The sequence below is a fragment of the Micromonospora sp. LA-10 genome, assembly GCF_051853095.1.
GTDB classification, from domain to species: domain Bacteria; phylum Actinomycetota; class Actinomycetes; order Mycobacteriales; family Micromonosporaceae; genus Micromonospora; species Micromonospora echinospora_A.
The window spans coordinates 5,012,696-5,035,752 of record NZ_CP195710.1; the positions used below are offsets into that span (position 1 = coordinate 5,012,696).

24 protein-coding genes are annotated in these 23,057 nt (G+C 72.5%); 17 read left to right on the forward strand and 7 right to left on the reverse strand.

All coding sequences use genetic code 11. The features are described from left to right. The first annotated feature begins 176 nt into the window (after window positions 1–176). The 4 genes from ettA to ACSDG8_RS23675 all read left to right on the forward strand — a co-directional run bounded on the left by ettA (window position 177) and on the right by ACSDG8_RS23675 (window position 3,667). Window positions 177–1,853, forward strand: coding sequence for an energy-dependent translational throttle protein EttA (ettA, locus tag ACSDG8_RS23660; RefSeq protein WP_210898564.1), 1,677 nt, complete (start codon window positions 177–179; stop codon window positions 1,851–1,853). Then, window positions 1,846–2,289, forward strand: a complete 444-nt coding sequence (locus tag ACSDG8_RS23665; RefSeq protein WP_210898566.1) for an acyl-CoA thioesterase — start codon at window positions 1,846–1,848, stop codon at window positions 2,287–2,289. The genes ettA and ACSDG8_RS23665 overlap by 8 nt, the downstream gene beginning before the upstream one ends. Next, a complete protein-coding gene (locus tag ACSDG8_RS23670; protein WP_210898568.1) occupies window positions 2,286–2,951 on the forward strand; it encodes a hypothetical protein in 666 nt (221 codons plus the stop codon). The genes ACSDG8_RS23665 and ACSDG8_RS23670 overlap by 4 nt, the downstream gene beginning before the upstream one ends. A 131-nt stretch (window positions 2,952–3,082) precedes the next feature. Beyond that, entirely contained in the window at window positions 3,083–3,667 is a 585-nt protein-coding gene (locus ACSDG8_RS23675) for a YbjN domain-containing protein (RefSeq protein WP_174533758.1), read from the forward strand. Between the two features lie 12 nt (window positions 3,668–3,679). Here ACSDG8_RS23675 and ACSDG8_RS23680 read toward each other — a convergent pair whose 3' ends face one another. The 3 genes from ACSDG8_RS23680 to ACSDG8_RS23690 form a co-directional block, all read right to left on the reverse strand. Continuing rightward, entirely contained in the window at window positions 3,680–4,066 is a 387-nt protein-coding gene (locus ACSDG8_RS23680; protein WP_210898645.1) for a globin, read from the reverse strand. Window positions 4,067–4,144: 78 nt separating this feature from the next. After that, a complete protein-coding gene (locus tag ACSDG8_RS23685) occupies window positions 4,145–5,518 on the reverse strand; it encodes an MFS transporter (RefSeq protein WP_210898570.1) in 1,374 nt (457 codons plus the stop codon). A gap of 235 nt (window positions 5,519–5,753) precedes the next feature. Continuing rightward, window positions 5,754–6,809 carry a mechanosensitive ion channel family protein gene (locus ACSDG8_RS23690; RefSeq protein ID WP_307856237.1) on the reverse strand — a complete coding sequence of 352 codons (1,056 nt, stop codon included), beginning with the start codon at window positions 6,807–6,809 and terminating at the stop codon, window positions 5,754–5,756. 199 nt (window positions 6,810–7,008) lie between these two features. On the opposite strand from ACSDG8_RS23690, the gene ACSDG8_RS23695 reads away from it, so the two are divergent. Next, window positions 7,009–8,466, forward strand: a complete 1,458-nt coding sequence (locus tag ACSDG8_RS23695) for a D-glucuronyl C5-epimerase family protein (protein WP_210898574.1) — start codon at window positions 7,009–7,011, stop codon at window positions 8,464–8,466. 199 nt (window positions 8,467–8,665) lie between these two features. Next, window positions 8,666–9,205, forward strand: a complete 540-nt coding sequence (locus tag ACSDG8_RS23700; RefSeq protein WP_210898576.1) for an HNH endonuclease — start codon at window positions 8,666–8,668, stop codon at window positions 9,203–9,205. A 9-nt stretch (window positions 9,206–9,214) separates the two neighbouring features. On the opposite strand, the gene ACSDG8_RS23705 is transcribed toward ACSDG8_RS23700, so the two are convergent. The 3 genes from ACSDG8_RS23705 to ACSDG8_RS23715 form a co-directional block, all read right to left on the reverse strand. Continuing rightward, entirely contained in the window at window positions 9,215–10,078 is an 864-nt protein-coding gene (locus tag ACSDG8_RS23705) for a class F sortase (RefSeq protein WP_210898578.1), read from the reverse strand. A gap of 12 nt (window positions 10,079–10,090) precedes the next feature. Further along, complete coding sequence (locus ACSDG8_RS23710) at window positions 10,091–10,600, reverse strand: hypothetical protein (protein ID WP_210898580.1); 510 nt, start codon at window positions 10,598–10,600, stop codon at window positions 10,091–10,093. Between the two features lie 79 nt (window positions 10,601–10,679). Continuing rightward, window positions 10,680–11,120: an Lrp/AsnC family transcriptional regulator gene (locus ACSDG8_RS23715; protein ID WP_210898582.1), complete on the reverse strand. Its 441-nt coding sequence runs from the start codon at window positions 11,118–11,120 to the stop codon at window positions 10,680–10,682. A 148-nt stretch (window positions 11,121–11,268) separates the two neighbouring features. Here ACSDG8_RS23715 and ACSDG8_RS23720 point away from each other — a divergent pair, with 148 nt between their 5' ends. From ACSDG8_RS23720 to ACSDG8_RS23770, 11 genes are all read left to right on the forward strand, one after another. Further along, complete coding sequence (locus ACSDG8_RS23720; protein ID WP_210898584.1) at window positions 11,269–12,147, forward strand: tryptophan 2,3-dioxygenase; 879 nt, start codon at window positions 11,269–11,271, stop codon at window positions 12,145–12,147. A gap of 14 nt (window positions 12,148–12,161) precedes the next feature. Further along, window positions 12,162–13,442: a kynureninase gene (gene kynU / locus ACSDG8_RS23725; protein WP_210898586.1), complete on the forward strand. Its 1,281-nt coding sequence runs from the start codon at window positions 12,162–12,164 to the stop codon at window positions 13,440–13,442. Then, window positions 13,439–14,767 carry an FAD-dependent oxidoreductase gene (locus ACSDG8_RS23730; RefSeq protein WP_210898588.1) on the forward strand — a complete coding sequence of 443 codons (1,329 nt, stop codon included), beginning with the start codon at window positions 13,439–13,441 and terminating at the stop codon, window positions 14,765–14,767. The genes kynU and ACSDG8_RS23730 overlap by 4 nt, the downstream gene beginning before the upstream one ends. Before the next feature lie 20 nt (window positions 14,768–14,787). Next, complete coding sequence (locus tag ACSDG8_RS23735) at window positions 14,788–16,269, forward strand: 2-hydroxymuconic semialdehyde dehydrogenase (protein WP_210898647.1); 1,482 nt, start codon at window positions 14,788–14,790, stop codon at window positions 16,267–16,269. 74 nt (window positions 16,270–16,343) lie between these two features. Then, complete coding sequence (locus ACSDG8_RS23740) at window positions 16,344–17,141, forward strand: 2-keto-4-pentenoate hydratase (RefSeq protein WP_210898590.1); 798 nt, start codon at window positions 16,344–16,346, stop codon at window positions 17,139–17,141. A gap of 76 nt (window positions 17,142–17,217) precedes the next feature. Next, the gene (locus ACSDG8_RS23745; protein WP_210898592.1) at window positions 17,218–18,153 is read left to right on the forward strand and encodes an acetaldehyde dehydrogenase (acetylating); all 936 of its coding nucleotides are present in this window, start codon (window positions 17,218–17,220) and stop codon (window positions 18,151–18,153) included. Next, window positions 18,150–19,205, forward strand: a complete 1,056-nt coding sequence (dmpG, locus tag ACSDG8_RS23750) for a 4-hydroxy-2-oxovalerate aldolase (RefSeq protein WP_030502188.1) — start codon at window positions 18,150–18,152, stop codon at window positions 19,203–19,205. The genes ACSDG8_RS23745 and dmpG overlap by 4 nt, the downstream gene beginning before the upstream one ends. Next, entirely contained in the window at window positions 19,202–19,975 is a 774-nt protein-coding gene (locus ACSDG8_RS23755; protein ID WP_210898594.1) for a 2-keto-4-pentenoate hydratase, read from the forward strand. Before dmpG ends, ACSDG8_RS23755 begins: the two co-directional genes overlap by 4 nt. A 20-nt stretch (window positions 19,976–19,995) precedes the next feature. After that, window positions 19,996–20,457 (forward strand): RidA family protein, encoded by a 462-nt coding sequence (locus ACSDG8_RS23760; RefSeq protein ID WP_210898596.1) that lies wholly within the window; start codon window positions 19,996–19,998, stop codon window positions 20,455–20,457. Then, a complete protein-coding gene (locus tag ACSDG8_RS23765) occupies window positions 20,450–20,974 on the forward strand; it encodes a 3-hydroxyanthranilate 3,4-dioxygenase (RefSeq protein WP_030502185.1) in 525 nt (174 codons plus the stop codon). The genes ACSDG8_RS23760 and ACSDG8_RS23765 overlap by 8 nt, the downstream gene beginning before the upstream one ends. A gap of 5 nt (window positions 20,975–20,979) precedes the next feature. Beyond that, on the forward strand, window positions 20,980–21,981 hold the full coding sequence (locus tag ACSDG8_RS23770; protein ID WP_210898598.1) for an amidohydrolase family protein: 1,002 nt from the start codon (window positions 20,980–20,982) through the stop codon (window positions 21,979–21,981). A 57-nt stretch (window positions 21,982–22,038) separates the two neighbouring features. On the opposite strand, the gene ACSDG8_RS23775 is transcribed toward ACSDG8_RS23770, so the two are convergent. Then, window positions 22,039–22,971, reverse strand: coding sequence for a poly(ethylene terephthalate) hydrolase family protein (locus ACSDG8_RS23775; RefSeq protein ID WP_210898600.1), 933 nt, complete (start codon window positions 22,969–22,971; stop codon window positions 22,039–22,041). Window positions 22,972–23,057: the final 86 nt, after the last annotated feature.

Consider the following 23,057-nt stretch of genomic DNA (forward strand, 5'->3'; position numbering starts at 1 on the left):
AGGCGCGCCGCCGTACCCCTGGGGTGGGGTGATGTGGGCGTGGTGGTCCGTACCTGTCAGGATTGACGGCGGCGTGCGTGCGGCCGGCTCCCGGCCGGCGGCGGCGGGCGGAGATCGACGCCCGCGCCCCGCACCCGACAAGCCCGCGATCGCAACCGACGGAGGTAGCCCGCACCGTGGCCCAGTTCATCTACGTCCTGGACAAGGCGCGCAAGGCGCACGGCGACAAGGTCGTGCTCGACAACGTGACGCTGAACTTCCTGCCGGGTGTCAAGATCGGGGTGGTCGGTCCGAACGGCGCCGGTAAGTCCAGCCTCCTCAAGATCATGGCAGGGCTGGACCGGCCGAGCAACGGCGAGGCCCGGCTCATGCCCGGCTACTCCGTCGGCATGCTCGCGCAGGAGCCGCCGCTCAACGACGCCAAGACGGTCCTCGGCAACGTCGAGGAGGCGGTCGCCGAGACCAAGGCCAAGCTGGAGCGGTTCAACAAGATCGCCGAGCAGATGGCCACCGACTACTCCGACGAGCTGATGGAGGAGATGGGCAAGCTCCAGGAGGATCTGGACGCCGCCGACGCGTGGGACATCGACTCCAAGCTCGAACTCGCAATGGACGCGCTGCGCTGCCCGCCGCCGGACGCCGACGTCACCACGCTCTCCGGTGGTGAGCGCCGCCGGGTGGCGCTGTGCAAGCTGCTGCTGGAGGCGCCGGACCTGCTGCTGCTCGACGAGCCCACCAACCACCTGGACGCGGAGAGCGTGCAGTGGCTGGAGCAGCACCTGGCCAAGTACGCGGGCACCGTCCTGGCGATCACCCACGACCGGTACTTCCTGGACAACGTGGCCAACTGGATCCTGGAGCTGGACCGCGGCCGGGCCTACCCGTACGAGGGCAACTACTCCACCTACCTGGAGAAGAAGGCCGCCCGGCTCTCCGTCGAGGGGCGTCGCGACGCCAAGATGAAGAAGCGCCTCTCCGAGGAGCTGGAGTGGGTCCGCTCGAACGCCAAGGCGCGGCAGACCAAGTCCAAGGCCCGCCTGGACCGCTACGACGAGATGGCCGCCGAGGCGGAGAAGACCCGGAAGCTGGACTTCGAGGAGATCCAGATCCCGCCGGGCCCGCGCCTGGGCAACACCGTCATCGAGGCGCAGAACCTGACCAAGGCGTTCGGCGACCGGGTGCTGATCGACAACCTGTCGTTCTCGCTGCCCCGCAACGGCATCGTCGGCATCATCGGCCCGAACGGCGTCGGCAAGACCACGCTGTTCAAGACGATCGTCGGGCTGGAGCAGCCGACCAGCGGCTCGGTCCGGGTCGGCGAGACCGTCTCGCTGTCGTACGTCGACCAGAACCGCCAGGGCCTGGACGGCGACAAGACGGTCTGGGAGGTCGTCTCCGACGGGCTGGACCACCTCATGGTGGGCAAGGTCGAGATGCCGTCCCGCGCGTACATCGCGGCGTTCGGCTTCAAGGGGCCGGACCAGCAGAAGCCGACGAAGGTGCTCTCCGGCGGCGAGCGCAACCGGCTGAACCTGGCGCTGACGCTGAAGATCGGCGGCAACGTCATCCTGCTCGACGAGCCGACGAACGACCTGGACGTGGAGACGCTGTCCAGCCTGGAGAACGCGCTGCTGGAGTTCCCCGGCTGCGCCGTGGTCATCTCCCACGACCGGATGTTCCTGGACCGGGTCGCCACGCACATCCTGGCCTGGGAGGGCGACGACCAGGACCCGGCGAAGTGGTTCTGGTTCGAGGGCAACTTCGAGGCGTACGAGAAGAACAAGATCGACCGCCTCGGGGCCGAGGCCGCCCGGCCGCACCGGGTGACCTACCGCAAGCTCACCCGTGACTGACCGCTTCGTCTACCACTGCGCGTTGCGCTGGTCCGACCTGGACGCGTACGGCCACGTCAACAACGCCCGCTTCCTCACGCTCTACGAGGAGGCCCGGGTGGCGATGATGTTCGCCGGCGGCCGGGCGTGGGGAGTGGGCTCGTTCGCCGACGGGGTGGTCATCCGCCGGCACGAGGTCGACTACCTGCGCCCGGTCGACTACGCGCTCGGCCGGGCCAGCGCGGAGGCGGCCCCGAGCGTGCGGATCGAGCTGTGGGTGGACCAGATCCGCAACGCCTCGTTCTCGGTCGCCTACGAGCTGTACGACGGCGACACGCTGGCCAGCACCGCCCGGTCGGTGCTGGTGCCGTTCGACCTCGCCGCCCAGCGGCCACGCCGGATCACGCCGGACGAGCGCGCGTTCCTGCTCCGCTACGCGCCGGGGCTGACCGGATGACGACCGGGCACGGGCTGACCGGGGTGGCCGACGCGGGCGCCTTCCTGGCGCGGCTGGTCCGGTTCGACCCGGCCACCCTGGTCCGCCTGCGGCCGGTGCCCGGCGCCGGACGTACGGCCCTCTGGGCGCGGCTGCCCTGGGGGGTGCTCGTGGTCCGTACCGTGCCCGGCGACGCCCCCGGTGACGTCACCGTCGGGGCGGGGGAGCTGCTCGCCGAACTCACCGCCGGGGGCGCGGCGCTGCCGGTGCGCCGCGACGACGGCTGGCGCTGGCAGTTGCCGCCGGGCGCGAGCCGGGCGGTGGAGTCGCTGCCCGGCGCGGAGCTGCGCCGGATCGCGGAGGCGGCGGCCGGGACGCTGCGCGAGGCGGCCACGCACGGGGTGGCCGGCCGCGCGGTCGGCCAGCGGGTGCTGCGGGACGCGCTGCTGGACCACGTCGCGGTGGTGGTGACGCCGGACGAGGACCCGCGCACGCCGGTGGAGGTGTCGCAGCGGCTGGTGCAGGGCCTGGTCCGGATGGGTTTCGCCGGCAGCGGCGAGGACGACGTTCAGGTGCGGGCCGCGGGCCGGTGGGTCGGGCTCGTCGGTCCGTTCGGGGCGGTCTGGTCGCGTACTGTCGCCGATCTTGCACTCAGGCCGACGCCGGGTCGTCCGAACGTATGACCCGTCATCGTCCTTCCGGTTTGGGGCGGTCGTTGGGGGGATGCCTCACGCCGTCTATCCGGGTACCGTCCTTCCTCGGATCCAACGCACCGTAGGCGATTGGATCCGCTGGGGAGTGAGGTGCGCGAGCGATGCCGTGGTGGTCATGGCGCCCTGGTCCCGCCGCTGGCGGCGAACCGGAGACTCGAAGCGGAGTCACAGTGGATGACACCATCCGGGTCGGACCACCGACCCCGCGCCAGCCGGGAGACGACGCGCCGGTGCCCGAGCGCCCGGCCCTGGCCGACATGCCGGCCACCGTCGCCCCGGTCACCCTGAGCCGGGTCTGTGACGCGCTCGACCTGCTGGACGTGCGCTACCTGGCCGACGGCGACGGCAACCTGCTGGCCATGTGGGAGCGGCACGCCGTGCTCGTCGCGCTGGAGGGCCCGGAGGACGAGATCCTGGTGATGCGGGCCCGCCCGCACGCGACGGTCCCGCCGGACTGGGCCGACCGGGCGTACCGGGTGGTCAACGAGTGGAACCACACCCGCCGCTTCTGCAAGGCGTACATCGGCGACCCGACCGAGCGCGGCCAGCTCCCGATCTACGCCGAACTCCAGGTCCCGCTCGGCGCCGGCGCCCACGACGCGCTGCTCGTCGAGATGCTCGACTGCGGCGCCGCGGTCGCCACCACGTTCGTCGACTGGCTGCACGACGAGGGCGCGCTGCTCTGAGAGCCCGGCGGCTCAGCCGGCCGCCGGGTCCTCCATCACGTTCACCATGAAGTAGGCGGCCCGCTCCAGGTAGTCCCAGAGCGCGGCGGCGAGCTGCGGCGGCAGGTCCAGCGCGTCCACCGCCCGGCGCATGTGCAGCAGCCAGGCGTCCCGCTCGGCGGCGCCGATCCGGAACGGGGCGTGCCGCATCCGCAGCCGGGGGTGCCCGCGCTGCTCGGAATAGGTGTGCGGGCCACCCCAGTACTGGATGAGGAAGAGGGTCAGCCGGTCCGCCGCCGGGCCCAGATCCTCCTCCGGGTACATCGGCCGCAGCACCGGGTCCTCGGCGACGCCGGCGTAGAACTCGTCCACCAGTTTGCGGAAGGTCGGTTCACCGCCGATCGCCTCGAAGAGGGTCATCGACTCGCCTGGGGAAGTCACGCTTCCATCCTGCCAGGTGCTGCCCCGCAGCCGCGCCCGCCCGCGGGGCGGCGCGGATCACGTCACCGCGTGCCGGCGCCGCCCGTGCTCGCGGCCCCGGTCGCCCGCCGCCGGGCCCCGCGCGCTGTGCGCGGGCGCGAGGGCGTCCGGGGAGGACTCGGCGCGGGCGGCCGCGATCGCCGCGTCGATGGTGCTCGGCCGGGGCCAGGCGAACGCCGCGACGAGCATGAGCAGCACGCCCGCCGCGCTCCACGTGCCGACCACCGACGGGACGGAGAACCGTTCGGCGAGAGCGCCGGTGGCCAGCACCGCGGCGCCCTGGATGACCTGGGTGCCGGTGGCCATCACGCCGAACGCCCGGGCGCGGTAGCCGTCCGGCAGGGCCTGCACGAACAGCCCGTTGGCGACCGGCACCAGCCCGGCGACCGCGAAGCCGCACGCGGCGGCGAGCAACGCCACCACCGACGGGGTCGGGTCGAGGAGCGCGGGCACGAGCACCGCGGGCGCGATGACCATCAGCGGCCGCATCAGCGCCAGACGGCGCGCCGGGGCGATCAGCCGCCCGATGATCAGCCCGCCGAGGACGTACCCGACCGGACCGGCGGCCATGATGACCGCCTGGGCGGTGCCGGCGTCCATCGCGCCGTCGGTGCGTTCGGCGGCCCAGCCGGCGGCCAGCCCTTCCGGGACGATCGAGAACAGCATCGCGCTGAACACCAGCATCGCGATGGCCCGCAGCACCGGCCGCTCGAAGACGATCCGGAAGCCCTGGCCGGTCTCCCGCAGCAGGTGGCTGCGGTGCATCGCGGTCATCGTCGACGGCCGGTCGCGTACGCCGATGCGGACCAGCAGGGCCGACAGGGCGAAGGTCGCCGCGTTGACGAGCAGCGCGGCGTTCGGGTTCAGCGCGGCGATGGTCGCGCCGATCAGGTAGCCGACGACCTGGGCGGCCTGGGACGCGCTGGTGAACGCGGACAGGCCCACCACCAGCCGGTCGCCGGCGAGGATCTGCGGCATCACCGCCGAGCGCGCCGCCTGGCTCGGTGGATTGGCGAGCGTGGCCAGGAAGATCAGCGCGAGGACCGACCAGGCCGGCATGAACGGCATGGCGACGAGCACCATCAGCGCCATCCGGATCAGGTCGCAGATCACCATGACCCGCCGGTAGCGGTGCCGCTCGGCGAGCGCCGAGAGCAACGGGCCGCCGAGCAGCCAGGGCAGATAGCTGACCGCGAAGGCGGCGGCGGAGAGCGCCACCGATTCGGTCTCGCGCAGCACGAGCACGGTGACCGCGGCCTTGGCGAGATAGTCGCCGACCCAGGAGAGGATGTTGGCGGCGAACAGCGCCCGGAACTCCGGCTGACCGAACACGTCGCGGAAGGTGGCCGGGCCCTCCTGGGCGGGTCGCTCGTCGGACACCGTCGCCTCCATCGTTCCTGGTCGACCACTTGTGATGGCCCGACCGGGAACCGTCGTCAGATCAACCGATCAGCGAGGACACGAGCACGCTCCCCGGTGGAGCGTGTTCACCGGATTCTGCCCGATCGTCTGACAACTGGCTAGGGCGAACGGATTGATCGTCGCATCTCCGACTGAACCGAACGGACGATACCCGAGGGGCCGCGCGGAGCGCGACCCCCGGAAATAGTCCGGCTTGTCCGGCGACTCAGGTGGGTCCGCTGGTACCTGTGCCCTCAGCCGCGGACGGCGTCGGCGTCTGCGGCGGCAGCCCGGGAAAGAGCCGGGCCGCCGCGATCCGCGCGGTGATACCGGAGTTCTCCAGCGCCTCGGCGAGGCGGCGGCGCAGCTCCCGGCCCACCGCGAACTGCCCGTCCGCGGTGGTCTTGACGACGGTACGGATCACCGCGCCGTCCACGGTGATCTGCTCGACGCCGAGGACCTCCGGCTCCTCGACGATCTTCGGCGCCAGCTCCGGGTCCAGCGCCACCGACGCCGCAGCGGTACGCAGCACGGCGGTGGCCTCCTCGGTGCCGGCGAAGCCGATCGGCAGGTCGACCACGACCAGGGCCCAGCCCTGGCTCTTGTTGCCGACGCGGACGATCTCCCCGTTGCGGATGTACCAGAGCACCCCGCGGCCGTCACGGACCGTGGTCACCCGCAGTCCCACCGCCTCCACCACGCCTGTCGCCTCGCCGAGGTCGACCGTGTCGCCGACGCCGTACTGGTCCTCGATCAACATGAACAGGCCGGCGATCAGGTCCTTGACCAGGCTCTGCGCGCCGAAGCCGAGCGCCACACCGGCGATGCCCGCGCTGGCGAGCAGCGGGGCCAGGTCGAAGCTGAACTCCTTGAGCACCATCAGCAACGCGATGCCGAACACGAACGCGGTGACCATGCTGCGCAGCACCGACCCGATCGCCTCGGCCCGCTGCCGCCGCCGCTCCGGCACGAACTGGTCCGGGTCCGGCGTGGCGCTGGGAATCCGCTCCCGCAGCGGGCGGAGCATCGTCGGCACCGCGCCGTCGGTGGTGGTCCGCACCAGCCGGTTGATGGTCCGGTGCACCGCCCAGCGGGCGGCCACCGCGAGCAGCAGGATCAGCGCCACCCGCAGCGGCTTGAACAGGATCCAGTAGCTGCTCTCGGCGAACCAGGCGGAGTCGGTGACCCGGTACACCCACTCGCAGGAGCTGCTGCCCTGGCAGTCCGGCCGCCGGTCGGAGACGGCGGACAGCAGGGCGGAGATCAGGTCGGAGAGATTCACAGTGCTTTCGTACCGCACGCGCGGCGCCCGTCCGGCGCGGACCCACCGTCGGACCGGCCGCCGGCGGCTCGCCGGCCGAGCAACCCGCCTTCCGTCCTGCTCCGTTGTACCGGGGGGCGGCAAAAACGCCCCGGCCCGCACGGGGGCCCCGCGACTGGCCGTCCAGCGCGCAGCTGGGCGGAGCAAGGGGAGAAGCGACATGACGGAGGAGCTCTTAGGCGCCCGTCGATCCTGGTCCCGTCGTCAGGTGCTGACGGTGGTGGCGGCGGCGGCCGGCGCCGCGCCGCTGGTGGCGACCGGCGCGGCGAGGTGGTCGGCCGAAACGCCGGTCAAGTTCCGCAGCGACCCGTTCGAGATCCGCGACCTGCCGCAGGGGCAGCGGCCCTACTACAGCGGCGTCCGGCTGCCGATCGTCGACACGGGCACGCACGACAAGCACGGCGTACGCATGGCGCTGCTCACCGGGAAGCTCTACGACCATCCCGTCGCCCAGGCCCAGTACGGCATCAACCTGCTGGAGAGTTTCCGGGTCACCGGCGAGCAGGTGTGCCTGAAGCGGGCGATGACGCAGGCGCAGCGCCTGATCGACCGGCGGGTCGTCCGCGGGGACGGCTGGTTCTACCCGTACCGGTTCCGGCACGCCATGCACCGCGGCACCGACGTCTACCAGACGCCGTGGTACTCGATGATGGCCCAGGGCCAGGCGATGAGCCTGTTCGTCCGGCTGGCGCAGATCGTCGGCGACCGCACCCACTGGCGGCAGGCGGCCGACGCGACGTTCGCGTCCTACCTGCTCCCGCCGGTGGGCGGCCAGCCGTGGGGGGTGTACGTCAAGGACGGCCTGCTCTGGCTGGAGGAGTACGCCCACCCGACGCGGGTGCGCGGCGACCAGACCTACAACGGGCACATCTTCTCGGCCTTCGGACTCTGGGACTACTGGAGCCTGAGCCGCGACGCCCAAGCCAAGCAGATGCTCCAGGGGGCGATCACCACCGCCCGGGACGCCCACCGCCTCGTCCGCACCCGCCAGTGGCGGAGCAGGTACTGCCTCACCCACCGCAAGGACGCGGGCATGTACCACTCGACGCACATCATCCAGCACGCCGTGCTGCACGCGATCACCGGCGACCCGACCTTCGCCGGGATCATGGACCTGTTCTACTCCGACCACCCCATGCACGGGGTGTCCGGAACGATCCGGCTCGCCGCCGGGGACCACGTCGGCTACAAGTTCGACGCGGCCGGCACGGTTCTGGAGCGCAAGCGGATCTCCCTGACCAGGCCCGCCGAAGCGGCCTCCACGGAACGGCACAAGGTGATGCGGCAGACCGGCATCTGGTACGACATCAGCGAGGGGAGCCTCAGCGGTTACCTGGTCAAGGAGATCCCCGGCCGGTCGTACCAGGTCGGCAGAGCGGCCCCGATCGGCTACCGCATCCCGCGCTCGGTAGTGGTCGTCGCCGCGCCCGGCAAGGCGTACTCCCTGGACGACGCCGGGAAGGTGACGGCGGTGACCGCCGGCCTCGCCGTCGGCGACACCGTGACAGTGAATCTGCGCGCCGCCCTCGACGGCGTCCAGCACTACCGCCTGGCCTCCGGCCCGCACGAGGGCCAGTGGGTCCGGCTCGACACGCTGCGTGGCGTCGGCACGGCGTAGCGCGAGGGCGCGAACCGCCCCGATGCGGGTGATCCGGCGGGCCGCTTGCAGATTCGTGCGTGCAATCGAGGGCGCGATCAGGGACTATTGGCGCAACGGACGTCGGTGATCCCGGCCGGCGTCGGAGTCGTTCCGCGCTGTTCGCGGACGGTTCCGGCGCACAGGCGGCGGGAGCGGCTGGACCGGGAGGGTGAACGCGATGCCTGACATACGACCCACGGCGGGCTCCGGTGCGCTCGTTCTCAACGCCACCTACGAACCCCTGTGCGTCGTGTCCGTGCGTCGTGCCGCGATCCTCGTCCTCTCCGCCAAGGCGATCTGCGTCGCCGACGGCGAGGGCATCCTGCACAGCGCGCGCAACGCGTTACCGGTGCCCTCGGTGGTGCGCCTGACCCGCTACGTCCGGGTGCCCTACCGCACCCACGTCGGGCTGTCCCGGCGGGCCTTGTTCGCCCGCGACGGGTGGCGGTGCGCGTACTGCCGGGGGCCGGCGGAGACCATCGACCACGTCTTCCCGCGCAGCCGGGGCGGCCGGCACGCCTGGGAGAACGTGGTCGCCGCCTGCGCGCGGTGCAACCACACCAAAGGCGACAAGACGCCGGCCGAGCTGGGCTGGCGGCTGCACCACCTGCCGGCCCCGCCGAAAGGGACGGCCTGGCGGGTCCTCGGGCACCGCGCGCCCGACCCGCGCTGGGCGGACTGGCTCGACCTGCGCGAGCCCGAGTCCGAGGCGGCCTGACCGGCGCGCTCAGCGCGCCTTGACCAGCGCGGCGTAGACGACCAGGTTGTCCGCGTACCCGGTCTCCCCGCCCACCCAGCGCCCACCGCAGGTGATCAGGCGCAGGTTGGGCCGGCTGAAGTCGCCGTAGACGTCCTCCACCGGCAGCTTCTCCTTGCCGTACCGCTCGATCGAGGTCACCTCGAACACCGCCACCGAGCGGTCCTCGCGGGTCACCTCGATCCGGTCGCCGTCGTCGAGGTTCTTCAGCCCGTGGAAGACGGCCGGCCCGGTGGTGGTGTCGACGTGCCCGACGAGCACGGCCGGGCCGTACTGGCCGGGGGTGGGGCCCTGGTCGTACCAGCCGACCTCGCCGGCCCGGTCCACGTCCGGCACGTCGATGCTCCCGTCCGGCGCGATGCCGACGCGGTGCACCGGCGCGCGCAGGTCGAGCTTGCCGATGCTCAGGTCGGTCGGCGGGCTGGCCGGCAGCACCGGGAACTTCTTCGGCGGCGGGCGCAGGCCGGCGACGATCCGGTCCGGCAGCACGCTGACCCCGGTCACCCGTTCCAGCCCGAGCATGGCCACGATCAGCGCCATCACGCTCGCCACCACGAGCACCGGCACGCCCGGGTGGCGGCTCGGCGCGTACCGGCGGGTGGTGGTCGTGCCGGGGCGGGCCGGGACCGGCCCGGACCGCGGGTCGGCGGTGGTGACACTGACCGTGAAGGCGTGCCCGGCGACGTGGGCGAACCGGCGTGCGGCCCGGGACGTCAGCCGCAGCGCGGCCCGGAGCCGTCCGGCGCGCTCCGGCGACCGGCGGCCGGCGGCGCGACGGCGGGTGCGGTCCGCCGCCGGGCCGGCGCGGTCCCGGCGGCGCGATGAGCGGGCCATGTCGGCGCCTCGTCAGACGCGGTTACCGGGCTTGCGGCGGGCGCTCACGCCGGCCACCACGGCCACCGCCACCAGGCCGCCGACCAGCAGCAGCGAGCCCGTGCCCCGGCCGCCCGCGGCGCCCCCACCGCCGGTCGCCGGTCCCTTGCTCGGCTGCGCCATGTTCAGCACCGTGAGCATGGTCGAGGCGGTGTTGCCGTTGGAGCAGTCCAGGTTCACCGGGTAGTCGCCGGGCGCCTTGTTGCCGGGCACGGTGACCGAGCCGGTGAGGAAGCCGTTGTCGGGCCGCAGCGTCACCCGCCCGAAGGCGTCCGAGGTGACCTGGGCCTGGCGGTTGTTGCTGTTGTCGCAGCCGGCCCGCAGGTTCACCCGGGAACCGGCCTGGACGCTGTTCGGCGTCACCTCGATGAACACGCTCTCCCCGGCCCGCGCCGGTGGCGCGGTGGCCAGGACGAACGCCGCGACCAGGCCGAACAGACCCAGTACGGACGACAGCACGCGGTGTGACAGGAGCCCTCGCATGGTTCCCCCCTCCCGGCGCGACGGTGCGCCGGACCCACTGACGGGCAGCGGCGCCTGCTTTCCCGGGGGGCAGGGGAAGCTAACGAGGCGCCTTCACCACGGGATGCCAGGCCAGCGGCGTGGAGAGCACCATCGTGCTGGACGGCTGGCCGTACGGGGCGAGCCGGTCGATGACCTCCTCGAACTCGCCCATGTTCGTGGCCGCGACCTTGAGCATGCTGCACGCGTCGCCGGTGATCCGGTGGATCTCCATGATCTCCGGCCAGCCGGAGACCTCGGGGTCGTTGAGGATGCAGCGCGCGCCGTAGCAGGACATCCGGATCAGGGCGAGCACCGTGCGGCCGGCCCGGGTCAGGTCGACGTGGGCGTGGTAGCCGGTGATCACGCCGGACTCCTCCAGCCGACGTACCCGTTCGGCGACAGCGGGCGGGGAGAGGTGGACCCGGCGGGACAACTCGCTGTACGAGAGCCGGGCGTCGGCCTGGAGTTCACGCAGCAACGCCCAGTCCATGTCGTCCACGCGGGGACCTTCCTTCCGTAAAGGGAACGACGCGAGATGGTTTCGGTTCGCGAGGTGAGACCACCATACCGCCGTTGAACAGGCATTCCATTCGGCCGTCCACCAGCGGGATCATGACATCTACCCCGCGCACGGACGGAGAACGACTGTGGAACAGACGACGGCAGTGCGCCCGGTAACCCCCCAGGAACGGGCGGCTCGGGCGGCACGCAACGGCGGCGAGCCGACGCTGGAATTCGCCGAGCGCGTGCCGTACGACGCCTACGTACGGGCCAGCACCCTGCACCGGCTCCAGGAGCCGCTCAGCGACGACCCGGGCGAAATGTCCTTCCTGATGGTCAGCCAGATCATGGAGCTGTACTTCGGGCTGACCTGCCACGAGCTGCGGCACGCCAAGCGTGAGCTGCGCGAGGACCGGATCTGGGAGGCGCTGGCCCCGCTGCGCCGGGCCGCCCTGCACCTGGAGGGCCTCAACGCCGCCTGGCACGGCCTGCGCTGGATGAGCCCGGCCGACTTCAACCGCTTCCGCGACCGGCTCGGCGAGGGCTCCGGCTTCCAGTCCGCGATGTACCGGCAGCTCGAATTCCTGCTCGGCCTGCGCGACCGGGCGCTCATCCGCCCGTTCCGCCGGCAGACCGACGTGTACGACGAGCTGACCGCCGCGCTGGCCACGCCGAGCCTCTGGGACGAGGTGGTGGCGCTGCTGGCCCGCAAGGGCTTCGACGTGCCGGCCGAGCTGCTGGAGCGGGACGTGAACGGCGAGCACGAGGCGCACCCTGCGATCGAGGCGGCCTGGGTCCAGATCTACGGCGACAGCGGCCCGGAGAACCACCTGCGGCTGCTCGGCGACGCGCTGACCGAGATCGCCGAGGAGTTCGGCGACTGGCGCTGGAACCACGTCAAGGCCGTGCAGCGCACCATGGGCGCCAAGGTCGGCAGCGGCGGTTCCGCCGGACTGGCATGGTTGCAGCGCAGCATGGCCCGGGTGGTCTTCCCGGAGCTGTGGTCGGCCCGCACCGCGATGTGACGAGAGAGAACAGCATGCACACCCCCGAGAACGAAGCCCTCCGCCGCGACGACGCCGACCCCGGCCACCGGCACCTGTTCCACATCCCGCCCGCCGACGCCGGCCGCTACCCCGACACGGCGTACCTGGCCGGCAACTCGCTCGGTCTCCAGCCGCGCGCCACCCGGGACGAGCTCCTCGCCGACCTGGACGCCTGGCAGCGCCTGGGCGTGGAGGGGCACCTGGAGTCGGAGCGGCCCTGGCTGCCGTACCACGAGCTGCTGACCGCGCCGGCCGCCCGCCTGGTCGGCGCGCTGCCCGCCGAGACCGTGGTGATGAACTCCCTCACCGTCAACCTGCACCTGCTGATGGTCAGCTTCTACCGGCCGGCCGGCGAGCGCACCCGCATCGTCATCGAGGACAGCGCATTCCCCTCGGACAGCTACGCCGTGCGCAGCCAGGCCCGCTTCCACGGCCTGGACCCGGACACCACAGTCGTACGCCTCAAGCCGCGCCCCGGCTCCGACACGCTCGGCACCGAGGACGTGCTGGACTTCCTGGCCCGCGAAGGCCACACCGTGGCGCTGCTGATGCTCGGCGGCGTGAACTACCTGACCGGCGAGCTGATGGACATCCCCGCCATCACCGCCGCCGGCCGGGCCGCGGGCGCGGTGGTCGGCTGGGACCTGGCGCACGCCGCCGGCAACGTCCCGCTGGCGCTGCACGACTGGGACGTCGACTTCGCCGCCTGGTGCTCCTACAAGTACCTCAACTCCGGCCCGGGCGCGCTGGGCGGCGTCTTCGTCCACGAGCGGCACCTCGGCGACCCGACCATCCAGCGCTTCGAGGGCTGGTGGAGCACCGAGGCGGCCACCCGGTTCGAGATGACCCCGGTGTCCCGGCCGCCGGCCACCGTCGAGGCGTGGCAGATCTCCAACCCGCCGATCTTCGCGATGGGCCCGGTGCGTACCTCGCTGGAGCTGTTCGACTCCGTCGGCATGCCGGCGCTGCGTGAGCGCAGCCTGCGGCTCACCGCATGGCTGGAGCAGCTGCTCGACGAGGTCACGCCCGGCCGGCCGCTGAGCGTGGTCACCCCGCGCGACCCGGCCCGGCGCGGTTGCCAGCTCTCCGTGCGGATCGGGGTGGGCAGCGCGAACGAGCTGACCAAGCGGCTGCGGCACGAGCACGGCGTGGTCGCCGACGCCCGGGAGCCGGACATCGTCCGGTTCGCCCCGGTGCCGCTCTACTCGACGTACCACGACTGCTGGCGGGTCGCCGAGGCGCTGGCGGCAACGTTTGAGAAGGAGGGCTCGTGAGAGAGCGCGACGAGATCGCTGTGGTCGGCGCCGGACTGGCCGGCTGCCTGCTGGCCTGCTACCTGGCGCGGCGCGGCTACCCGGTGGCCCTCTACGAGCGGCGGCCCGACCCGCGTACCGGCACCGTCGAGCGGGGCCGCTCGATCAACCTGGCGCTGTCCGAGCGCGGGCTGGACGCGCTGCGCCGCATCGGCCTGGAGGACGAGGTGATGGCGGACGCGCTGCCGATGCGCGGCCGCATGATCCACCCGGTCGAGGGTGAGCCGGAGTTCCAGTCCTACAGCGGCACCGGGGACCGGGCGATCAACTCGATCAGCCGGGGCGCGCTGAACAACGCGCTGCTCGACGCCGCCGCCGCGCTGCCGAACGTGCGCGTCGCGTTCGACCACCGGCTGGTCGGCCTCGACCCGCTCGGCGGCGAGATGACGTTCGAGACCCCGCAGGGCAAGGTCACCGCCACCGCCTCGGTCATCCTCGGCTCCGACGGCGCCGGCTCCGCGGTGCGCGGGCAGCTGCTCGCGTACGGGGGCCTGACCGAGAGCCTGGACTTCCTCGACTACGGCTACAAGGAGCTGACCATCCCGCCGCTGGGCGGGGAGTTCGCGCTCGACCCGGGCGCGCTGCACATCTGGCCGCGCGGTACCTCGATGATGATCGCGCTGCCGAACCCGGACCGCTCCTTCACCTGCACGCTGTTCTGGCCCACCCACGGCACCCGCAGCTTCGCCTCTCTCAGCAGCCCGGCGGCGATCGAGCAGTTCTTCGCCACCCACTACCCGGACCTGGTGCCGATGGCCCCGAACCTGGTCGACGACTACCAGCACAACCCGATCGGCCTGCTCGGCACGGTGCGCTGCACGCCGTGGCAGGTCGCCGGGAAGGTCGGCCTGATCGGCGACGCCGCCCACGCCATCGTGCCGTTCTACGGCCAGGGCGCGAACTGCGCGTTCGAGGACGTGGTCGAGCTGGACCGCTGCCTGGACGAGTGCGACGACGAGTGGGCCGCCGCGCTGTCGCTCTACCAGCACCGCCGGCAGGACAACGCGGAGGCGATCGCCCGGATGGCGCTGGCGAACTTCGTGGAGATGCGGGACAAGGTCGCCTCCCCGGTGTTCCGTACCCGCAAGCAGGTCGAGCACGCGCTGGAGCGCGCGCTGCCCGGCCGCTACGTCTCCCAGTACGAGCTGGTCTCCTTCTCCACCACCCCGTACGCGCAGGTGCGCCGCCGGGTGCGCGCGCAGTACGCGGTCGTCGGCGCGGTAGCGGCCGGCGCGGTGGCGCTGCTCGCCGGTGGGGTCCGCGCGGCGCTGGGGCGGCGGCGATGACGCTCTGGGATCCCCGGCTGATGGCCGGGCACGCGCCGGACGGCCCCGGCCTGCTGCGCAACTTCGTCGGCGGCGAGTTCGTCGACGCCGGCTCCCGGTTCACCAAGCGCAGCCCGGTCACCGGCGAGCCGGTGTTCGAGGTGGTCGAGGCGTCGCAGTCCACGGTGGACGACGCGGTCGCCGCGGCCCGGGCGGCGCTGCGCGGCCCGTGGGGCCGGATGGGGGAGCGGGAACGGGCCGAGGTGCTGCGCCGGGTCGCCGACGAGCTGGAACGGCGCTTCGACGACCTGGTGGCCGCCGAGGTGGCGGACACCGGCAAGGCCATCTCGCAGGCCCGGACGCTCGACATCCCGCGCGGCGCGGCGAACTTCCGCGCGTTCGCCGAGATCGTCGCGACCGCGCCCACCGAGTCGTTCACCACTGTCACCCCGACCGGTGGCCGGGCGCTGAACTACGCGGTCCGTAAGCCGGTCGGCGTGGTCGCGGTGATCGTGCCGTGGAACCTGCCGCTGCTGCTGCTCACCTGGAAGGTCGCCCCGGCCCTGGCCTGCGGCAACGCCGTGGTGGTCAAGCCCAGCGAGGAGACCCCCGCCTCCGCCACGCTGCTGGCCGAGGTGATGGCCGCGGCCGGCGTGCCCGACGGCGTGTTCAACCTGGTGCACGGCTTCGGCCCGGGCTCGGCCGGCGAGCACCTGACCCGCCACCCGGGCGTGGACGCGATCACGTTCACCGGCGAGTCGGCCACCGGCAGCGCGATCATGCGCGCCGCCGCCGACGGGGTGAAGGCGGTCAGCTTCGAGCTGGGCGGCAAGAACGCCGGCCTGGTCTTCGCCGACGCCGACCTGGACGCGGCGATCGCCGGTTCGGTGCGGTCCAGCTTCACCAACGGCGGCCAGGTCTGTCTCTGCACCGAACGCATCTACGTGCAGCGGCCGGTGTTCGAGGAGTTCACCGCGCGGCTGGCCAAGCGGGCCGACGAGCTGGCGTACGGCTGGCCGGACGACGAGGCGACGGCGAACATGCCGCTGATCTCGCACGGGCACCGGGACAAGGTGCTCGGCCACTACGCGCTGGCCCGCACCGAGGGCGCCGAGGTCCGCGCGGGAGGCGGCACGCCGCGCTTCGGCGACGGCCGCGACGGCGGGGCGTACGTGCAGCCGACGGTGCTCACCGGGCTGGGCGCGGACGCCCGCACCAACCAGGAGGAGATCTTCGGCCCGGTGGTGCACGTCGCGCCGTTCGACGACGAGGACGAGGCGTTCGCGCTGGCCAACGGCACCGACTACGGCCTGGCCGCGACGGTGTGGACGCGGGACGTGGGCCGGGCGCACCGGGCCGGCGCCCGGCTCGACGCGGGCATCGTCTGGGTGAACACCTGGTTCCTGCGCGACCTGCGCACCCCGTTCGGCGGGGTGAAGGCGTCGGGTGTCGGCCGTGAGGGCGGCGTGCACTCGCTCGACTTCTATTCGGAACTGACGAACGTCTGTGTGGACCTGTCATGAGCGCGAAGACTGGCGCGGGCGCGCGCGGTGGGCAGAATGGCCGGAATCCCCAGCGACGTAAGCGAGGAACCGCCATGACCGTGGACATCGAGGCCGCCAACCGGGAACTCGCGGTGGCCCGGCAGGAGGGCAAACCCTGCCCGCCGCTGCGCGGCCGGCTGCTGCCCGAGGGCGACGTCGAGGCCGCGTACCAGGTGCAGCAGGTCTACACCCGGCAGCGGCTGGGCAAGGGGCACCGCCGCGTCGGCGCGAAGATCGGCCTGACGTCGCGGACCGTGCAGGAGAGCTTCGGCGTCTTCCAGCCCGACTTCGGGGTGCTCTTCGACGACATGGCCGTCGGCGACGGCGTCGAGGTGCCGATCGGCCGGCTGCTCCAGCCGCGCGTGGAGGCGGAGATCGCCTTCGTGCTCGGCGCCGACCTGCCGGACGAGCGGGTCACCACTGTCGACCTGATCCGGGCGGTGGACCACGTGCTGCCGGCCATCGAGATCGTCGACTCGCGGATCGCCGACTGGGACATCTCCATCGTGGACACGGTGGCGGACAACGCCTCCAGCGGACTGTTCGTGCTCGGCACCACGCCCCGGCGGCTCGCCGACGTGGACCTGCGGCTGTGCGGCATGGTGCTGGAGCACGCCGGTGAGCCGGTCTCGGTCGGCGCGGGCGCGGCGTGCCTCGGCAATCCGCTGCACGCGTTGCAGTGGCTGGCCGGGACGATGGCCCGCGCCGGTGACCCGCTGCGCGCGGGCGACGTGGTGCTGTCCGGCGCGCTCGGGCCGATGGTGCCGGTCACGCCCGGCGCCGCGTACGAGGCGCGCATCTCCGGGCTCGGCTCGGTGCGTACCTGTTTCTCGACGGAGGAAACCGCATGAGCGAGCGCCAGCGAGCGAATCATCGATACAGGGCCGTCGAGCCTCATGGCGGCACGCAGCGCAGCGGAGGGCCGGCATGAGCGTCGGAGTGGCGGTGCTCGGGTCGGGCAACATCGGCACCGACCTGATGATCAAGGTGCTGCGGCTCAGTGAGAGCCTGCACATGGTGGCGATGGCCGGCATCGACCCGGCCTCGGACGGTCTGGCCCGGGCCGGGCGGCTCGGCGTGACCACCACCGCCGAGGGCGTCGACGGGCTGGTCGCGCTGCCCGAGTTCGCGGACGTCCAGCTCGTCTTCGACGCCACCTCCGCGGGCGCGCACAAGCGTCACGACGAGGTGCTGCGGGCGCACGGGCGCACCGTCGTCGACCTGACGCCCGCCGCGATCGGCCCGTACGTGGTGCCGCCGGTGAACCTCGACGAGCACCTGGGCGAGCCGAACGTCAACATGGTGACCTGTGGCGGGCAGGCGACGGTGCCGATCGTGCACGCGGTCGGCCGGGTCACCCCCGTCGCGTACGGGGAGATCGTCGCCTCGATCGCCTCGAAGTCGGCCGGCCCGGGCACCCGGGCCAACATCGACGAGTTCACCGAGACCACCGCGCGGGCGATCGAGGTGGTCGGCGGCGCCGAACGCGGCAAGGCCATCATCGTGCTGAACCCGGCCGACCCGCCGCTGCTGATGCGCGACACGGTCTACTGCCTGTGCCCGGACGCCGACGCCGACCGGGGCGCGATCGCCGCCTCGGTGGCCGACATGGTCAAGGCCGTGCAGGAGTACGTGCCCGGGTACCGGCTGAAGCAGGACGTGCAGTTCGACCGGGTCGACACGTACGCGCCGGTGCTCGGCCGGCACTTCACCGGCCTTCAGGTCTCGGTGTTCCTGGAGGTCTCCGGCGCCGGGCACTACCTGCCCGCGTACGCCGGGAACCTCGACATCATGACGTCGGCCGCGCTGCGCACCGCGGAGCGGCTGGTGGCGCTGCGCGCGACGGAGGTGAGTGCGCGATGACCGACCTCTACATCCAGGACGTGACGCTGCGCGACGGCATGCACGCCATCGGGCACCGCTACACGGTCGACCAGGTGCGTACCATCGCCGCCGCGCTCGACGCGGCCGGCGTGGCAGCGGTCGAGGTGGCGCACGGCGACGGCCTGGCCGGCTCCAGCGTCAACTACGGGCACGGCGCCGCCGCCGACGCGGACTGGATCGCCGCCGCCGCCGAGGTGCTCACCACCGCGCGGCTCACCACGCTGCTGCTGCCCGGCATCGGCACCATCGCCGACCTGAAGGCGGCGAAGGCGCTCGGCGTGACAAGCGTCCGGATCGCCACGCACTGCACCGAGGCGGACATCTCGGCCCAGCACATCGCCTGGGCCCGGGAGAACGACATGGACGTCTCCGGGTTCCTGATGATGTCGCACCTCAACGACCCGGCCGGACTGGCCGCGCAGGCCAAGCTCATGGAGTCCTACGGCGCGCACTGCGTCTACGTCACCGACTCCGGCGGGCGGCTGCTGATGTCGGACGTGGCGCAGCGCGTCGACGCGTACCGGCAGGTGCTGGAACCGGAGACGCAGATCGGCATCCACGCGCACCACAACCTGTCCCTGGGCGTGGCGAACAGCGTGCTGGCGGTCGAGCACGGCCGGATCCTCGGCGACGGCCCGCTCGGTTCGCCGTCCGGGCGGACCGTCCGGGTGGACGCGTCGCTCGCCGGCATGGGCGCGGGCGCGGGCAACGCGCCGCTGGAGGTCTTCGTCGCGGTCGCCGAGCTGCACGGCTGGAAGCACGGCTGCGACGTGTTCGCGCTGATGGACGCGGCCGACGACCTCGTCCGCCCTTTGCAGGACCGCCCGGTCCAGGTGGACCGGGAGACGCTCTCCCTGGGGTACGCGGGTGTCTACTCCAGCTTCCTGCGTCACGCCGAACGCGCCTCGGCCAAGTACGGCGTGGACGTCCGCTCGATCCTGGTCGAGCTGGGTCGTCGCCGGATGGTCGGCGGCCAGGAGGACATGATCGTGGACGTGGCACTGGACCTGGCCGGTAAGGAGAACTCATGATCGGGCCGGACACCGCCGGCATCGCGGAGAAGCTGGGCGCGGCGGCCGACACCGCCACCGCGATCCCGCAGCTCGCCGCCGAGACGGGCCTCGACGTGGACGCCGCGTACGCGGTGCAGACCGCGCTGGTGCGACGCCGCCTCGACCGGGGCGAGCGGCTTGTCGGCCTGAAGATGGGGCTGACCAGCAAGGCCAAGATGGCCCAGGTCGGCGTGGACGAGGTGATCTGGGGCCGGCTGACCGACGTGATGCGGGTGCCCGACGGCGGGACCGTCGACGTCGGCGGCTTCATCCACCCGCGCGTCGAGCCGGAGGTGGCGTTCCTGCTGGACCGGCTGCCCGACCCGGGCGAACCGGTCGGCTCGTTCACCCGGGCGGTACGCGCGGTCGCCCCGGCGATCGAGCTGATCGACTCCCGGTACGCGAACTTCACCTTCTCCCTGCCGGACGTGATCGCCGACAACACCTCGGCCGCCGCGTTCGTGGTCGGGCCGTGGTCGCCGGTGCCGGACGGGCTGGACAACCTCGGCGTGCTGCTGGAGATCGACGGACGGGTGGCGCAGGTCGGCTCGACCGCCGCCATCCTCGGCGACCCGCGTCGTGCCCTGGACGAGGGTCTGCGGCTGGCCGGCCGGCACGGCGTCCGGCTGCGCAAGGGCTGGGTGTTCCTGGCCGGCGCGGCGACCGCCGCGGTGCCGCTGCGGCCGGGCGCGCACGTGCGCGCCACAGTGGAGAAGCTCGGTTCCGCCACCCTGAAGGCCCTCTCGTGAGCGCGAGTAGTGAGCCGGGTTTGCGAGCCCCGCAGTCGCGAACGGAAAGCGGCCCGGCCACGGCCCGCGTGGTGACCGGGAAGGCCGTGCCGCGGGGCGCGTTCCCGCACGTCAAGGTGGCCGGCGGATTCGTCTACGTGTCCGGCACGTCGTCGCGCCGGCCGGACAACACGTTCGCCGGGGTGTCGGTGGACGAGCTCGGCACCACGGACCTCGACATCCGGGAGCAGACCCGGGCCGTGATCGAGAACATCCGGGACCTGCTGCGCTCGGTCGGCGCCGACCTGACCGACCTGGTGCAGGTCACCAGCTACCTGGTCAACATGAACGACTTCGGTGGCTACAACCAGGTGTGGGCCGAGTTCTTCGACGCCACCGGCCCGACCCGGACCACTGTGGCCGTGCACCAGCTTCCGCACCCGCATCTGCTGATCGAGATGCAGGCCGTCGCCCTACTTCCGTCGGGAGGTTCCCATGAGTGAGATCGCCGAGCCGTTCAGCTTCTCCGGCTGGATCGGCGACAACCAGCACCTGCTCAAGCCCCCGGTGGGCAACAAGGAGATGCTGCCCGGCAGCGACGACTTCATCGTCATGGTGGTGGGCGGCCCGAACCAGCGCACGGACTTCCACGTCGACCCGTACGAGGAGTTCTTCTACCAGGTCAAGGGCAACATGCACGTCAACCTGATGCTCCCCGAGGGGCCGCGTACGGTGCACGTGCGCGAGGGGCAGATGTGGATGCTGCCGCGCAACACCCCGCACTCGCCGCAGCGTCCCGAGGCCGGCTCGATCGGCATGGTGATCGAGCGGGTCCGCGAGGAGGGCACGCTGGAGAAGTTCCAGTGGTACTGCGCCGAGTGCCACCACAAGGTGCACGAGGTGGAGTTGCAGGTCCGCGACATCGCCGCCGACCTGCCCCCGGTCTTCGCCGCGTTCTACGCCGACGAGAAGGCCCGCACCTGCGACAACTGCGGCGCGCTGCACCCGGGCAAGGGCTGACGCCGGTGTCGATGCCGGTCGTGGACGTGCACACGCACGTCGTGCCGAAGGGGTGGCCGGACCTCGCCGCGGCGTGCGGCGGGTCCGGCTGGCCCTGGCTGCGGGTGGACTCCGAGCGCGCCGCCATGATCATGGTGGGGGAGACGGAGTTCCGGCCGATCGGCGCGCCCTGCTGGGACGCGCCGACCCGGCTCGCCGACATGTCCGCCGACGGCGTGGACGTGCAGGTCGTCTCGCCCACGCCGGTCTTCTTCAGCTACGACCGCCCGGCCGACCAGGCGGTCAAGGTGGCCCGGATCTTCAACGACCTCACGCTGGAGGTCACCGCGGCCGGCGGCGACCGCCTGGTGCCGTTCTGCCAGGTGCCGTTGCAGGACGCGGACGCGGCCTGCGCCGAACTGGACCGCTGCCTCGCGGCCGGGCACGCCGGGGTGGAGATCGGCAACCACGTCGGCGACCGCGACCTGGACGACGCGGGCATCGTGCAGTTCCTCACCCACTGCGCCGAGGTCGGCGCGCCGGTCTTCGTGCACCCGTGGGACATGCCCGGCGGTCCTCGCCTGGACCGGTGGATGGCCCGGTGGCTGACCGGGATGCCGGCCGAGACGCACCTGTCGGTGCTGGCGCTGATCCTCGGTGGCGTGTTCGACCGGGTGCCGGAGACGCTGCGGATCTGCTTCGCGCACGGCGGCGGCAGTTTCCCGTTCTGGCTGGGCCGCGCCGACAACGCCTGGCACCGCCGCGGCGACCTGGTACGCGGCGCGTCGAGCGCGCCGCCCAGCTCCTACGTGGACCGGTTCCACGTCGACTCGGTGGTCTTCGAGCCGGCCGCGCTGCGGCTGCTCGTGGACACCATGGGCGCCGAGCGGGTGCTGCTCGGCAGCGACTACCCGTACCCGCTGGGGGAGCGGCCGGTGGGCCAGGTGGTGCACCGGGCGGACTTCCTCACCGACGAGCAGCGGGCCGCGCTGCTCGGCGGCAACGCGCTGCGTTTCCTCGGCCGCTGAGAGCCTGCGGGTGCGTCTGTCCTCGGCTGAGGCGACGACAGACGCACCCGTAGCCGTTCAGGAGTGCGGGCAGGTGTCCCGGTACTCCTCGATCGCGGTGCCCCGGGGCGCCGGGCACAGGAACTGCTCGTAGCGGGTGTCGTCATCGACGAACCGCTTGAGCCAGGAGATGCTGTACTTCGCCACCGTCACGTTCGGCGAGGTCGGCGCCGAGTGGCTCGCGGCGTTCAGCTCCAGGTACGCCTTGTCCAGCGTGGCCGGCAGGCTGGTGTAGAACGGCTCCGAGTGCGACGACACCGGGGCCACCGAGTCGTTCTCCGCGCCGATGACGAGCGTCGGCACGCGCACCGACGACCAGTTCTTCGTCGAGTGCCAGCCGGTCAGCGGGATCGCCGCCTGCAGCGCCGGCCGGGCGTTCGCCGCCGAGAGGCTGCCGCCGCCGCCCATCGAGTGCCCCATCACCGCCAGCCGGTTGCGGTCGATCCGGGTACGGACCGCGCTGGTGCCGGTCAGGTAGTCGAGCGCGGCCAGGAGCTGGGTGCCGCGGCTGGCCGGCTGGTCGTAGACGGAGAGGGTGTCGATGGTGATGACCACGAAGCCCTGGGAGGCCAGCCGGGGCCCGAGCCACGCCACGGCGGACTGGCCGGCGGTGAAGCCGGGGGAGATGGCGACCGCGCCGAACGTGCCCTCGGCGGTGCTGGTCGGGTAGTAGATCGTGCCGCCCCGGAAGCCGCTGACGCTCGATGCGGAGACGCTGGTCTGGGCGAATGCGAACGGCCCACGGGTGGCCTCGATGGAGGCGGTGGTGGGCGCGGGACCGCGCTCGTAGGGGTTCGCAGCCAGCGCGGCTGCCGGCCCGCCGTCGCCGGCCCCGGCCGGCGTCACCGGCAGGGCGGCGAGGCCGGCGGCGGTCAGGGCGAGGGCGAGCAGGGGGCGCAGGGCGCGCGGAAGCCGGGACGGACGGGCCGGTGTGCCGGGTGCGTGGTGCACGGCGTGCTCCTCGGGGTGGTGGGGGCGGCCTTCGATCGAGTTGCGTCGATCTGCACATCCTGCGTGTCCCGCCCGCCCGGCGGACC